The sequence below is a fragment of the Microbacterium sp. zg.Y1084 genome (assembly GCF_024623595.1).
In the GTDB taxonomy this organism is placed as follows: Bacteria; Actinomycetota; Actinomycetes; order Actinomycetales; family Microbacteriaceae; genus Microbacterium; species Microbacterium wangruii.
This window is the reverse complement of sequence record NZ_JANJGV010000013.1, coordinates 37,836-51,233: the sequence shown is the minus strand read 5'-3', so window position 1 is coordinate 51,233 and position 13,398 is coordinate 37,836. Positions and strand designations below refer to the sequence as shown.

General features: G+C 70.5%; 10 protein-coding genes and 1 pseudogene. 6 read left to right on the top strand and 5 right to left on the bottom strand.

Features of this window, described 5'->3' with window-relative positions; all coding sequences use genetic code 11:
- Positions 1-542: 542 nt before the first annotated feature.
- Together NQ165_RS14180 and NQ165_RS14685 are read right to left on the bottom strand one after the other, a co-directional pair.
- On the bottom strand, positions 543-1,157 hold the full coding sequence (locus NQ165_RS14180) for a TetR/AcrR family transcriptional regulator (RefSeq protein ID WP_257533997.1): 615 nt from the start codon (positions 1,155-1,157) through the stop codon (positions 543-545).
- Positions 1,158-1,242: 85 nt separating this feature from the next.
- Positions 1,243-4,143, bottom strand: coding sequence for an Ig-like domain-containing protein (locus tag NQ165_RS14685; RefSeq protein WP_257533996.1), 2,901 nt, complete (start codon positions 4,141-4,143; stop codon positions 1,243-1,245).
- Between the two features lie 123 nt (positions 4,144-4,266).
- On the opposite strand from NQ165_RS14685, the gene NQ165_RS14170 reads away from it, so the two are divergent.
- The gene (locus tag NQ165_RS14170; RefSeq protein WP_257533995.1) at positions 4,267-6,888 is read left to right on the top strand and encodes an Ig-like domain repeat protein; all 2,622 of its coding nucleotides are present in this window, start codon (positions 4,267-4,269) and stop codon (positions 6,886-6,888) included.
- 78 nt (positions 6,889-6,966) lie between these two features.
- Here the strand turns inward: NQ165_RS14170 and NQ165_RS14740 are convergent, their stop codons facing one another.
- Both NQ165_RS14740 and NQ165_RS14165 read right to left on the bottom strand, forming a co-directional pair.
- Positions 6,967-7,269 (bottom strand): helix-turn-helix domain-containing protein, encoded by a 303-nt coding sequence (locus NQ165_RS14740; RefSeq protein WP_350310492.1) that lies wholly within the window; start codon positions 7,267-7,269, stop codon positions 6,967-6,969.
- Positions 7,266-7,661: a VOC family protein gene (locus NQ165_RS14165; protein WP_257533994.1), complete on the bottom strand. Its 396-nt coding sequence runs from the start codon at positions 7,659-7,661 to the stop codon at positions 7,266-7,268. Before NQ165_RS14165 ends, NQ165_RS14740 begins: the two co-directional genes overlap by 4 nt.
- A gap of 152 nt (positions 7,662-7,813) precedes the next feature.
- Between NQ165_RS14165 and NQ165_RS14160 the strand changes: the two genes are divergently transcribed.
- The 5 genes and pseudogenes from NQ165_RS14160 to poxB all read left to right on the top strand — a co-directional run bounded on the left by NQ165_RS14160 (position 7,814) and on the right by poxB (position 11,812).
- On the top strand, positions 7,814-8,389 hold the full coding sequence (locus tag NQ165_RS14160; RefSeq protein ID WP_257533993.1) for an SDR family NAD(P)-dependent oxidoreductase: 576 nt from the start codon (positions 7,814-7,816) through the stop codon (positions 8,387-8,389).
- A pseudogene (locus tag NQ165_RS14735) lies at positions 8,386-9,083 on the top strand (DUF2252 family protein); the annotation flags it as partial. The gene NQ165_RS14160 and the pseudogene NQ165_RS14735, both read left to right, overlap by 4 nt.
- The gene (locus tag NQ165_RS14730; protein ID WP_350310500.1) at positions 9,060-9,491 is read left to right on the top strand and encodes a DUF2252 family protein; all 432 of its coding nucleotides are present in this window, start codon (positions 9,060-9,062) and stop codon (positions 9,489-9,491) included. The pseudogene NQ165_RS14735 and the gene NQ165_RS14730, both read left to right, overlap by 24 nt.
- A gap of 1 nt (position 9,492) precedes the next feature.
- Entirely contained in the window at positions 9,493-9,984 is a 492-nt protein-coding gene (locus NQ165_RS14150) for a PHB depolymerase family esterase (protein ID WP_257533991.1), read from the top strand.
- Between the two features lie 103 nt (positions 9,985-10,087).
- Entirely contained in the window at positions 10,088-11,812 is a 1,725-nt protein-coding gene (gene poxB, locus NQ165_RS14145) for a ubiquinone-dependent pyruvate dehydrogenase (RefSeq protein ID WP_257533990.1), read from the top strand.
- A 554-nt stretch (positions 11,813-12,366) separates the two neighbouring features.
- On the opposite strand, the gene NQ165_RS14140 is transcribed toward poxB, so the two are convergent.
- The gene (locus NQ165_RS14140; protein ID WP_257533989.1) at positions 12,367-13,227 is read right to left on the bottom strand and encodes an alpha/beta fold hydrolase; all 861 of its coding nucleotides are present in this window, start codon (positions 13,225-13,227) and stop codon (positions 12,367-12,369) included.
- Positions 13,228-13,398: the final 171 nt, after the last annotated feature.

Here is a 13,398-nt window from a genome sequence, read left to right as displayed (position 1 = left end):
GTCGGGTGCGACGGCCGCGTCTCCGCGAGCATCCTGAGCGCCCGCTCACGCATCTCCGGGGAATACTTCCTGTTCATCGTGTTCCATCCTTACTTGAAGAACGGAACGAAAGTCAGGCCGATTCAGTCGGCCCTCCCGGCACCGTGCTCAGCGCACAGCACCCCGCCGGGCAGCCCAGCGCCCGCTTGTCTCCGTCACCACTAAGGCCGGCGCCGCGATCCGCGCCAGGACAGGTTCTGCCAACAGCCCACCGGTGGGCTGTTGGCAATACTGATTGCAAAACGGCCGTTTTCTGGGTGCCCGGGCTCTCGCCGAGGTGTTTGGGTAGGTGCGCTTCGCGTGCTGAGGGTGAAAAGGGACTGCTGAAGGTTTAGGTGACTCATGATCTGTGGTGATTTGCACCGCTCGAAGGATGTCCTCATGCCTAAGCCGTTCCCCAAGGAGTTCCGGGACGACGTCGTTGCAATCGCGTTGAAGCGGGAATCGTCGTTCGCGCAGGTCAGGCCGCCATCGCGGACCGCGACCCCGAGGGCGCGTGACGGTCACTCCGGGTCGGCGAGGACGCGGGCGAGGCAGCGGCGGGCGCGGCGGTACGGCTCGGGGTCGATGACCACGTCGCCGTCGACCTCTTCCAGCTCGCGAATGCCCTCGTCAGAGACCGAGATCGACATCGCGACGATGAGCCGGGCCTCGGTGTCGAGGTCACCGGGAAGGCGGGCGAGCTCGGGATGCGTCTCCAGCCACGAGCGAATGACATCGACGAGGCGCTCGCGACTGACATGACTCGACCACGACACGGCGGTCGTGGTGCCGGGCTCCCGGGCGAAGAGGGCGAGACGGCGCCGGGCGACCTCATCGTTGTCCTGCCCGCGCACCGACTCGGTCACGATGAGCGACGCCGCGACGACGAGGTCGCCGCCGTGCACGGTCAGCAGCCGCTCGGTGAGCGCTGGGTCGTATTCGAGCGGGGCGCCGAAGATCGCCGTCTCGAGCGAGGGGAAGTAGTTGAAGAAGGTGCTGCGCGAGACCTCCGCCGCCGCGCAGACCTGCTCCACGGTGACCGAGCCGATGCCGTTCTCGTAGGCGAGGTCGACGGCGGCCTTCTCCATCCGCCATCGACTGAGGCGCACTTTGCGCTCCCGAAGACCTTCGCTCACGACACCCCCCGTCTGCGCATCCGCCTTTACGATACGCGAGAGGGGCGGGGACCCCTAGGCCGCCCGCCCCTGTCGTCGACACCGCTTACGCGCGGTCTGCGGCAGCCCGCCGGCGACGGGATGCGGCGAGGATCACGGCACCGCCGAGGATGAGCAGGAGTGCAACAGCCCACAGCCCGCCGAGCTCACCGCCGGTGGCCGGCAGTGCGTCGCGGTCGCCGGCGTCGGGGCCGTCGCTCTGGTCGCCGCCGCCACCACCGCCGTCCGTCTCGCTGTCATCCGGGTCGCCGCCGTCATCCGACCCGCCGCCGTCGGCAGGTGCGGTCACGGTGACCGTGACGGTTGCGGAGCTCTCCAGCATCTCCGCCGAGTCGGGCACGAAGCGCAGGCGCACCTCGTGCGTGCCCACCGGCAGCCCCGACAGCGCGAGCTGTCCGGCACCGTCGGCGACCTCCGCCGCCGCCAGGGGGTCGGCTCCGAGGTATGCCTCGATGTGGCCTCCGACCGGGTCGCCCGCCGATGCGCCGAGCGTGTTCACGGGCCCGGCGGCCGCCGCCGTGCGAGCCGAGGCACCCAGCGCCACGACGGCGTCGACCTCGATCGTCGCCGGCTTCTTCGTCGTGCCCGACACCTCGGTCGCGCGGGGCGTCAGGGCCGTCGGGATGCCGCGGACCTCCAGGGGCGTCGCGGTCGACGTCGAGGCAGCGAAGCCGGGGGCGGGCACGAAGCGCGCCGTCACGCTGTGCGACCCGACGGGGAGGGTGTCGGGCGCGATCACGTACCGTGCCTCGCCGTCATCGGCATCCGGGTCACTGTCCATGCCGGTGGACATGGAGTACACGACCTCGCCGTCGAAGAGGATCTCGAGCGAACCGCGCGGGTCGGTGTCGACCCCGAGCATCGCGTTCGTCACGGTCGCCGAGAGCGTCAGCGGGTCGTCGGCGCGCAGCGATGCCGTCGAGAGCGTCAGCGTCGTCATCGTGCCGATCGCCGTGACAGTGATCCCGTGCGGGGCGGACGTCGACAGCGCGTAGTCCCCGTCGGCGTCGCCGAGGAACGCGACCGTGAGGTCCTCCGTTCCCCACGGCAGCACCACGTCCTCGAACAGCACCTCGCCGGCGCTGTCGGCGGTGCCGTATGCCAGGGGGCCCCCGTCCGCCTGCAGAGCGACCTGGCCGCCGACCGGGGTGCTTCCGGCCTGCACAGTCGCCGTGACGTCGATCCTGCCGAAGGCGCGGACGCTCGTCCGCGCCTGCGTGATCGTCGTGCTCGTCGCCGCGCGGGCCACGGTGAACGACTCGGTCGTGCTGACCGAGGGCAGCACATCGGTGGTGCCCGGGTCGGAGTCCTGCACACCGTCGAAGCGGGCGACGACCTCGTGCGGCCCGACGTGCGGCACGTGCGTCACGGGCGCGACGGTCGTGAAGACCCCATCGCCTGCATCGGCGAGCGTGCCGGCGCCGACGGCGACGCCGTCCACCTCGATCGTGACCGTCTCGCCGCTCACATCGATCCCGCCGGCGACCTCGACGGACACCTCGGCCGACAGGGTGTCGCCGAAGGTCGCCGGTGCCGTGCCGATGTCCATTGTGGTCGTCGAGGCCACCTCCGACGGACCTGGCGGCGGGGGCGGCACCGGCTCGGAGACGGTGACGGTCATCGTCGCCTCGGAAAGGGTGGACTGAAAGCGGAAGTCGCGCTGGTCGGTGTGCGGCCGGGACGCGGCTCGGAACTGGTACGTGCCGGCCGGAAGACCGGGGATCTCGAAGGTGCCGTCCCCATCCGTGCTGCGCCAAGCCACCCGCGTGGCGTCGCGGTACACATCCACCCAGGTGTCGAGCGGGGTGTTCGGCGTGCGGGTGTCGGAGGTGCGCACGCGCAGGCTGAAGTCCTGGCCGGCCTCGACCTGCGACGGACCGGTGATGGTCGTCGTGGTCGTCACCGGAACCATGATGCGGACGGTGCCGCTGTCCGCCAGCGGGCCGAAGTAGTCGTGCATGTCCTCGGGTCTGCGCGCGTCGGACGTGATGTGGGCGCCGGGGTAGCTACGGTCGACCCAGCTCATGCCGGCGCCGCCGCCGGAGCCGGCCGAGTAGCTCATGAACTTGCGCCCGGGGCCGCCGCCCGTGCCTGATGCCGGCCAGCCGCCGCCACCCCCGCCGCCGCCACCGCCGGCCGTGCTCGTGGCGGCTGAGGTGCCGTTGCCGCCGTCCTTGTGGTATCGCGCGAACTTCGTGTCATCCCGTCCGTTCTCGCCCGGCTTGGTCGAGTGGGGCCCCGCCCCCCAGGTGGCGGGGTACATGGTGACCGTGTAGCCGTCCCTGGAGCCCTGCCCCGAGCTGGCGCCATCTCCGCCTGGGACGAAGGTGAGGCCGCTCCCGGTGTCGCTGCTGCCTGAGTAGCCGCCGAAGGCCTCGAGCATCTTGAGGAGACCCCACGGGGTGATCGAGAATCCCGGGTTGCCGGTGTATCCGCCGCCGCCACCACCACCGCCGGCGACCGCGACGACCTGTCCGTTGACGATGACTGCCGCAGCGCCGCCGCCACCGCCGCCCTCGGCGCCGCTGAGGCTGCTCTTGCCGCCGTCGCCGCCCTTGATCCAGCCGTCGCCGCCCTTGCGCTTGTTCGCCGGCTTGCCGGGGACGACCGTCACGACATCACCGCGGCTCACGGGGAGCTCGACCGCGAAGTCGGCGCCCCGGCCACCGTTGACCCGATCGACGTTACCGCCGTAGCCGCCGCGGAGGCCGACCACGATCTTGCTGACACCGGCGGGAACGTGCCAGTCCTCCGTGTTCGAGAACTCCCAGATCTGCTGCGAGAGCGGAGCCGCGTACGCGGGAGTGGCCACGCCGAAGCCGAGGCTGCTGAGCGCGACGGCTGCAGCGGTGACGACGGCGACACGGCTGCGAAGCCGCGGGCTCGGGCGCGACGACGCTTCCGTGCGTCCTCGCTCGTTCCGGGGAGAGTGGAAAAGTTGGATCACAGTCCAACTTTAGGGTCAGTCGGATCGCGGCGTCCAGCGCAGGATGCCGTGGATGCGGCGGGTTCACGCAGTTACGCGGACCAAAAACCTGGATGGGTGTCCAAGTTTTGTACACTCTCCCTTATGGCCCACATCGACAGCGCTGTTCGCCCCGCGCGGCAAGGTCGCCTTTCACGCGGTATCGCCGCCCTTCTGACCGCGACGCTCGCCGTCGCCGTGATCGCTGCCGGTCCGGGCGCCGAGCCCGCGCACGCGGCCGCGCACACGCAGACCAAGACCTTCACCGACCCGGCGGGCACGCGCTGGACCGCGCCCGCCGGCGTCAGCCGCATCACCGTCGAGATGGCCGGCGGCAAGGGAGGCAGCCAGTACCTCTTCTGCCGCCTGAATTCGTGCGGCGGGCGGGGCGGCCTGGTCAGCTTCGTGATGGTGGTTCCCGACGGTGCGGAGCTCACGTTCTATGGGGCGACCGCAGGCTCCGACCGCAACGGTGGCAAGGGCTGGCGCACCGGAGGCCGCGGCGGGGACAGGTCCGGCGACGAAGCAGCGCCGGGTAGCGGTGGCGGCGGTGCCGCCGCGATCGTGCTCGACGGAAAGGTCCTCGCCGTTGCAGGCGGAGGGGGTGGTGCCGGCGGCCTTGCCTTGACCTCCGAGCGCAAGGACAACTGGTCCCCCCCGGAGCCCGTGCACGGAGGCCACGGCGGCGACGCCGGGCAGGACGGGCTGGCGGGGTCGGTCTGGTACAGCAGCAACAAGCCGGGCAAGGGCGGTGCCGGGGCGGCCCTTCCGGGCAAGAGCGGCCAGAACGGAACGCCCGGCGCCTGGTTCTCCTGGGGTGCCGGCGGCGGCGGCGGCGGCGGCGGGTGGGAGTCCGGCGCCGGCGGCGGCTCAGGCAAGCACGGCGGCAGTCACTCCAACGCAGGCGGAGGCGGCGGTGGCGGCTCGAACTGGGTCGATCCGCGCTTTTCCGGGACCTTCGGCACCAATCCGGGAACCGACGGCTATGTCCGCATCACCTACGAGGTGCCCGTCACGCTGCAGTTCGCTGTGGCCCCCATGACCGAAGGCCAGCAGGCGTTCGCCCGCGTCACCGCCGTCGACAATGACGGCACGTCGCTCCTCGGACGGCACCAGCTGACGTCGGGCGGCCAGGTGCTCGCAGACGAGGAGACCGCACTCGCGTTCGTCCCGCTCGAGCTGCCCGCCGGCATCCACACGATCGAGCATGTCTTCACCGAATCCGGCCACGATCCGGTCCAGGCGACGTGGACCGTGACCGTCGCTCCGGCGGGTGGCGGGATCGGCGGCCTCGACGCCGTGGTGTTCGACGTGGACATGGCCGACCATGTGTTCGCCGCGGGCTCCTCGATCAGCGTGGCCGGTGCGCTCGTGAGCGAGGGAAGCGCCGTTCCGGGCCTCGTGCCCGTCGCCGTCGCGGTCGACGGCACACCGGCCGCCACGGCGACGACGCTGGCGTCGGGTGACTTCGCCCTGACGATCACGGGGGTCCCGGTCGGCGCCCACACCCTCACGCTGACGTCGCAGGCGACGCCTCTCTTCCTCGAGGCCCCCGCGCTCGTCATCCCGATCACCGTCGTCGACGAGCGCACCGAGGTGGCCATCTCGAGCGTCTCCTCCTCCGCCGTCGTCTACGGGACGCCCATCGACGTCGTCGCGCAGGTCAGTGCGGCCGACGGCTGGGGGCCGGCGCCCACCGGCTTCGTCGCGATCGCCGACGAGGACGACCTCATCGGCGTCGCGACGCTCGCCGCCGACGGCACCGCGACCTTCTCCGGAGTCTTCCCGCACCCGCATTCGTCGTCGCTGCGCGCGCTGTACGCGGGGGACGCCGTCTACGAGGCGGCGGTCTCGTCCGCCTGGCCGATCAGCGTCGCGGATGCCGCGACCGCGACCGTGCTCGACGTCGCGAGCCTCACCGGTCACGCTGGCGACGTGACGGCGATCCAGGCCACGGTGTCCGCGGAGGCGGGCAGCGTGCGCGAGCCCTCGGGCTTCGTCGAGCTGCTGGTCGACGGCGAGGTCTTCGCGAGCGCGGCGATCGGAACGGATGACGACGCGGCGCGCCACGACGGGACGGTCTCCTACGCCTTCGACACCGACCACCTCCCCGCCGGCGACCTCGAACTGCAGGCGCGCTTCGTCCCGGGCGACGGATACGCGGCCTCCGCATCCACCCGGGTCGCGCTGCGCCTCGACGATCACGAGACGCGGCTCACCGTGACACCCCGGGCCATCGAGCTCGCCGCGGGCGCCGCGGCGGTCTTCACGGGCCACGTCGAGGTGCTCGGTCACACTGGCGGCCCGCTCATGCGCCAGGCATCGGGGGCGCCGGATGCCGAGGGCGTGCTCGTCGCCTACCGCGGCGGTGACGTCATCGGCTCGGCGGACGTTGACCCCGCGACGGGGGATGCGGAGCTGCGGGTCGAGGGGCTCCCGGCGGGATCCGGGTCCCTGCGGATCGTGTTCGTGCCGGAGATCGTGGGCCTCGCCGACACGGCGGCGACGGTGGCGTACACGGTGACGGCTGCGCCGGCGCCGGTCGACCCGGCGGAGCCGACCGATCCCACCGGCCCGACCGACCCGAGCAATCCTGTCAAGCCGGCGGGTGACACCCTGCCGGCGACCGGCGGGTCTTCGCCGGTGCCGCTGCTCGCGTCCGGTGTGCTCGCCGTGCTCCTCGGCGGCGCGCTGATCATGGCGCGACGCCGCAGCGCCCTGCGCTGAACCTCGCCACCCCGAAACCACGACGGCCCCGCGCAAGGCGGGGCCGTCGTGGTTTCCGCGCGCGGCGCGAGCTCCCGCTCAGACCGTGGGCCTGTCGTCGTAGCGCGGGACGCGGGTGACGCGTGACCGCGAGACGCGGAGCACCGCCGCGATCTGGCGGAGGCTCTTGCCCTCGGCGCGCCGGCTCGCGACGAGTTCCCGCTGCTCGTCGGTGAGGGCACGGGCCCGGTTTCGGGCGCGCTGGATTGTCCTAGGTGTGCGGGGTTGTTGCCGGTCTCCGAGCGCCGGCGCCGTAGAACACGACGCTGTTCGGGCACGGGACGTCGTTGCACCACGCGCACTGGGCGCGCGACCGCGATGCCGTGGCCTGCTGGGCGTCAAGGCCAGGCGCGCGTCGCGAGGACCAGCAGATAGCCGTCAGGGTCGACGACCGTGACTCCGTTGGCGTCCCAGTATGGATTCCGTGCGCCGACGCGTCGGCCGCCGGCCTGCTCGATGCGCGCCAGCAGGTGCTCGTCGATCGGCTCGTTCAGGTACAGCACGAGGAGGTCCTCGTCGGTGGGCGCGGGGCGCACCTCGGCATCGCGCACCAGCTCCAGATGCCAGCTCGCCCCCGGCCAGCCGAGGAACGCCAGCTCCTCGAGCGTGCCGGTCGTGCCAGGCTGGCGCCCGTCGACCTCCATGCCGAGCCCGTCGACCCAGAAACGCACGGCGGCATCCATGTCGACGGTGGGTCGGGCGACCCTGAGGTGCGCGTCGCGGAGAGCGGTCATGCTGCCAGCGTAGCCACGGCGAGACCGTGGCGACCGCGGACGGGGCCCACCCGAAAAGATGCTTGACCCTGTGGCGACCACACGGCCTTGACTCGGCACATCGACGTCGTCCGGCCGTTTCGACGGTCGGCCACCGAGGGGAGAGCGTCACCATGGCGACTGGAACACAGCGCGTCGCGATCGTCACCGGCGCGGGAAGCGTTCGGGGCATCGGGTTCGCGTCGGCCCGCCTTCTCGGCGCCGCCGGCGATGATCTGGTGATCACGTCGACGACGGATCGCATCTTCGAGCGCGTCGCAGAGTTGCGCGATGCCGGTATCCGGGCAGAAGGGGTGGTCGCCGACCTCACCGAGCAGGGCGGCGCGGACGCGGTCGTCGCGTGCGCGCGGGATGTGTTCGGGGGAGTGGACATCCTCGTCAACAACGCCGGAATGGCGGCCGTGTCCGACGCGCACAAGCCGGGCGGGCTCGGCAGAACAGTCCTCGACCACTGGCACGCCTCGCTCGATCGGAACCTCACCACGACCTTCCTGATGACCCGTGCGGTGGCCGGCGCCATGCGGGCCGCCGGCTACGGCCGCATCGTGAACGTGTCCTCGGTGTCGGGCCCTGTCGCCGCCTATGGGGGCGACCCTGCCTACCACGCGGCGAAGGCCGGGATCGTCGTCACCGGGCAGCTCATCACGATCGACGGCGCCAACTCCATCGCCGAGGAGCGCGGCCGATGACCACTCTCGGCAGCGCCCCCTCTCGGACGGTCGCATGGCACCCCGCCGTCCGGCAGGTGCGAGCTTTCGATCGGCTGCGTGCGCAAGAAGCGATCCGCGACGCTCGGCTTCTGCCTCTGAGGTATGCGCGCATGGCATCCTCCCCGTGGGCGTACCTGCGCGGCGCCGCAGCTGTCATGGCGGCCGATCTGGCCAGTGCGCCGCACTCGGGGCTCACGGTGCAGATGTGCGGCGATGCGCACATCCTCAACTTCGGGCTGTGGGCCTCGCCGGAGAGGACGCTGCTGTTCGAGCGCGCGATTTCGACGAGACGCTCCCGGGGCCGTTCGAATGGGATCTGAAGCGCCTCATCACCAGCGTCTACGTGCTCGCCGACGCGGAGCGACTCGGCGGCACCTGCGGTGAGGATGCCGCAGCCGCCGTCGTGACCGGATATCGCAAGGCGATGCGACGGTACGCCCGGATGGGAGAGCTCGACGTCTGGTACGACCAGATCACCGCCGATGTGCCGCTGAAGGGACTGACCTCGGAGTCGGCCCATGCGGCAACGCGCGCCATCGAGAAGCAGTCGCGCACGCAGACGCACCATGGCTCGGCGAAGAAGCTGGTCGCCGACGACAACGGACAGCACAAGATCGTCCTGGAGCCGATGAAGCGGATCGACGAAGGGATGACCGAGCAACAGCGGATTCGCGCCTATCGGCAGGTCTACGACACCTACCTCGCCTCCATCCCGCCGCATCTGCGTCGGCTCGTCCGTCTCATGCAGTCCGCCGCCGACATCTTCCTCGGCCACATGCGTGTCGACGGCACCGACTACTACGTGCGTCAGTACCGCGACATGAAGATCATCCCCAAGGGAGCGCAGATCGCGGCGTACCTCCCTCAGTTCGCCAAAGCGTGCGGTCGCACCCTGGCGAAGGCGCACGCCCGCAGCGGCGACCCGGCGGCGGTCGTCGAGTACATCGGGCGAGGAGTCGCTTTCGAGGAGGAGATCCTCCGCTTCGCGCGCGCGTACGCAGATCAGACCCATGCAGATCACGCCGAGCTCGTCGCCGCGATCGCTGCGGGCGAGGTGAGGGCAGAAGAAGGAGTGGCGTGAGATGGCCGCGAACAGTGATCGTCCTCGGCGGCGTCGGTGGCCGTGGGTTCTCGGCGGCACCGCCTTCTTCGCGACCGCCGCCGTGGTGCTCGCGCTCGTCTTCCAGTTCGGGCTCCCGTGGTGGAGCGGGGACGGCGACCACAACCACGTCTACGTGTCGCCGGATGGTGCGCGTCAGCACTACCAGGTGCACGTGCCGCCGCAGCATGACGGCTCGACGCCGCTACCGGTGATGATGGCCATCCACGGGTGCGGGATGACGGGATTCGGGTGGAACTCGATGAAGGCATCCACGCAGTTCACCGCGCTCGCCGATCGGGAGGGCTTCATCGTCGTCTATCCGACCCAGCGTCCCTTCGAGAACTCGGTCAACTGCTGGAACTCCGCGGACGCGCGCAACCAGATCCGCGACGCGGGGGAGCCGGCGCTCCTGGCCGGCGTCGCGCGAGCGCGCCTCGCGTGGAGCTTCGCCGAACGCCACGACAACCGGTGACGGGAAGGAACGGTCTGGCAGTTGACCTTGTGGCTGGAACACGGTCTTGACTCGGGTTCAGCTCGAAACCGCACAACTCCCCACCCCGAAGGAATGATCTGTCATGGCCACTGTCGCTGGGAACATCGTGAAGGCTCTGCACGCCAACGGGATCGATCGTGTGTACGGCCTTCCGGGGGATTCGCTGAACGCGTTCACGGATGCGCTTCGTCGGGACGGCACGATCCGCTGGCTGCACGTGCGGCATGAGGAGTCTGCGGCGTTCGCTGCGGCCGCGGATGCCGCGCTCACGGGCCAGTTGGCCGTCGTCGCGGCATCGTGCGGGCCCGGCAACCTGCACTTGATCAATGGGCTCTTCGACGCCAACCGTTCGCGTGTCCCCGTGCTCGCGATCGCCGCGCACATCCCGACGGCACAGATCGGCACGGGGTACTTTCAGGAGACGCATCCGCAGAAGCTCTTCCGGGAGTGCAGCGTCTACGTCGAGTACGTCGCCGACCCCCAGCAGATGCCGCGGCTGCTCGAAATCGCGATGCGGGCGGCGATCGAGCAGCGTGGCGTCGCAGTGCTCGTCATCCCAGGGGACGTCGCCCTCGCCGAGATCGGCGACAACCGCGCTGTCGTGATCGAGCGATCGCAGCCGGTGATCGTGCCGAGCGACGCCGAGCTCGACAAGGCCGCCGGGCTTCTGGATGCCGCGCGCAAGGTCACGATCCTCGCCGGAGCGGGCGTGGAGGGCGCGCATGATGAGGTCGTCGCTCTCGCCGACCGGCTGGCCGCACCGATCGTGCATTCCCTGCGGGGCAAGGAGTTCATCGAGTACGACAACCCGTTCGATGTGGGGATGACGGGTCTGCTCGGATTCGCTTCCGGCTACCGCGCCATGGATGCCGCAGATGCTCTGCTCGTGCTCGGCAGCGACTTTCCGTACGAGCAGTTCTACCCCGAGCACGCCACGACCATCCAGGTCGACATCCGTGGGTCGCAGCTCGGCAGACGGCATCCACTCGACCTCGGGCTCGTCGGCGACGCCGGCGCGACGGCTGCGGCACTCCTTCCGCGACTTGCCGTGCGCGATGATCGCAGGCACCTGGACGATGCCACCGCCCACTACCGGAAGACACGGGCGAAGCTCGATGAGCTGGCCGTGCCGGCGAAACGCACGCGTCCCATTCATCCGCAGTACCTCACCCGCCTCCTGAACGAGCAGGCCGCCGCCGACGCGATCTTCACCGCTGACGTCGGCTCGCCAACCGTGTGGGCCGCCCGCTATCTGTCCATGACGGAGGGGCGGCGCCTGATCGGCTCGTTCACGCACGGGTCGATGGCGAACGCGCTGCTTCACGGGATCGGCGCGCAGGTCTCGCATCCGCACCGCCAGGTCGTCGCCCTCGCCGGCGATGGCGGACTCTCGATGATGCTCGGGGAACTGCTCACCCTCACCCAGAACGCGCTGCCGGTGAAGACGATCGTGGTGAACAACTCCTCCCTGAACTTCATCGAGCTGGAGATGAAGGCGGCCGGATTCGTCACCTACGGGACAGGGCTGGCCAACCCCAGCTTCGCCGCGATCGCCGAGGCGATGGGAATCTTCGCGCGTCGCGTCGAGCGCAGCGAGGACCTTCCACATGCTCTGCGGGAGGTCCTCGACCACGACGGGCCCGCCCTGCTCGACGTCGTCACCGAACGGCAGGAGCTCTCCATGCCGCCGGCGATCGAGGCCGCACAGGTCAGAGGTTTCGCGCTCTACGCGATCCGCACCGTCATGTCCGGCCGCGGCGACGAGCTGCTCGATCTCGCCAGAGCGAACTGGCGCCAGCTGCTCTGAACCTGGACGGGATCAGGGTCCAGCGCGACACGAACGATCCGGCTCCCGGTGCGTTGAGTGGTCTTCCGGTGTGGCGGATTCGTCAGGCGATCGCCGGCGGGCCGCTCCCACCACCCGCGGGTGAGCTGTCGCCGCCCTGATCAGCGGGAGGTTCGCGGCCCGGCGCCCCGCGGGGGAGCGAGGCACCGGGTCTCTCGGCGCGCGCCATGCCGATCGCGGGACGGCGCGGCCATTGTCGGTCCCGGCCTCATCGAACGCGGGGGGACGCTCGGGGGCTGCGGAGACCGGCCGGAACACCACCACACGAGATGGTCTCGGATGAACGTTCGGGCGTTCGTCCTGATGTCCTCGGCACCATCCACGCTACCCCTTGCCCAGCACACGGGACGCGTTCGTCCGGATTTCGGAGATCCAGGGGCGGATGCCAGCGGCATCCGAGCCACACGCACCACGGTCTCGGGCGCGGGCGACGCATCGGTGCGGGTCGACAGCCGACCGCGATCCGGCCGCGGGTGCGGAAGGGAACCGGCAGCCCGCTTGTCTGTGGTCGCGCGTCAGAAGCCGCCGCGCCAGTCGCGGATGATCTCCACGACGTCGTCGAGGTTCGACTCGAGCAGGAAGTGCCCCGCGTCGAGCAGCCCGACGCGGGCGTTCGGCACATCCCGACGGAAAGCCGTCGCTCCCGCGGCGCCGAAGATCTCGTCGTTGCGACCCCACACGGCCAGGACGGGCACCTGCGTCTCGCGCAGCCAGGCGTGCAGGCGCGGGTAGAGCTCGCGATTGGTCCCGTAGTCGCCGAAGAGGTGCAGCTGGGCTCGGTCCACTCCGGGCCGGCGCAAGAGGGCGATGTCGTGCTCCCAGGCATCCGGATCGACCGTCGTCGGGTCGGGCACACCGTGGGTGTACTGCCATTCGACGGCTGCCCGTTCGAGCGCCGGGCGCAGCGCGCTCTCGTTCTCGGGGGAGGGGTCGGCTGCATACGCCCAGATCGGCGCCCAGAAGTCCTCGACGAAACCCTCCTCGTAGGCGTTGCCGTTCTGCGAGATGGTCCCCTCGATCGCGGCCGGATCGCGCAGCGCCAGCCGCCAGGCGACCGGCGCGCCATAGTCCTGCACATAGACGGTGTATCGCGTGACGCCGACCTCTTCGAGGAACCGGGCGGTGACATCGGCGAGCGCGTCGAACGTGTACGGGAAGTCGTCGACGGCGGGAGCGGACGAGCGGCCGAAGCCGATGTGGTCGGGCGCGATGACGCGGTATCGGTCGGCCAGCGCCGGGATCAGATGCCGGAACATGTGCGAGCTCGTCGGGTATCCGTGCAGCAGCAGGAGCACGGGAGCGTCGGCGGGGCCCGCTTCTCGGTAGAAGACCTCGAGGTCATCGAGCGCGAGGGTGCGGTGGTGGACGGTCGGCATGGGGTGCTCCTTGGATCGATCGGATGCGGCGAGGTGCGGCCGCACCGGGGTGGTCGGCGTGCTCATCGCCTCGGTGATCAAGCCAAGGCCGTGTTCTCACAACAGGGTCAAGCGGCAGGCGAGGAGGCCGGTCCCTGGCGGCCGACAGGCGCTTGACCGTGTGGCGACCAC

What these genes read in the sequence shown, in the direction of transcription:
- NQ165_RS14140 (WP_257533989.1), bottom strand. Translation starts at nt 13,227, where the DNA reads ATGCCGACCGTCCACCACCGCACCCTCGCGCTCGATGACCTCGAGGTC.
- NQ165_RS14150 (WP_257533991.1), top strand. Translation starts at nt 9,493, where the DNA reads ATGGCCGCGAACAGTGATCGTCCTCGGCGGCGTCGGTGGCCGTGGGTT.
- poxB (WP_257533990.1), top strand. Translation starts at nt 10,088, where the DNA reads ATGGCCACTGTCGCTGGGAACATCGTGAAGGCTCTGCACGCCAACGGG.
- NQ165_RS14170 (WP_257533995.1), top strand. Translation starts at nt 4,267, where the DNA reads ATGGCCCACATCGACAGCGCTGTTCGCCCCGCGCGGCAAGGTCGCCTT.
- NQ165_RS14165 (WP_257533994.1), bottom strand. Translation starts at nt 7,661, where the DNA reads ATGACCGCTCTCCGCGACGCGCACCTCAGGGTCGCCCGACCCACCGTC.
- NQ165_RS14730 (WP_350310500.1), top strand. Translation starts at nt 9,060, where the DNA reads ATGACCGAGCAACAGCGGATTCGCGCCTATCGGCAGGTCTACGACACC.
- NQ165_RS14160 (WP_257533993.1), top strand. Translation starts at nt 7,814, where the DNA reads ATGGCGACTGGAACACAGCGCGTCGCGATCGTCACCGGCGCGGGAAGC.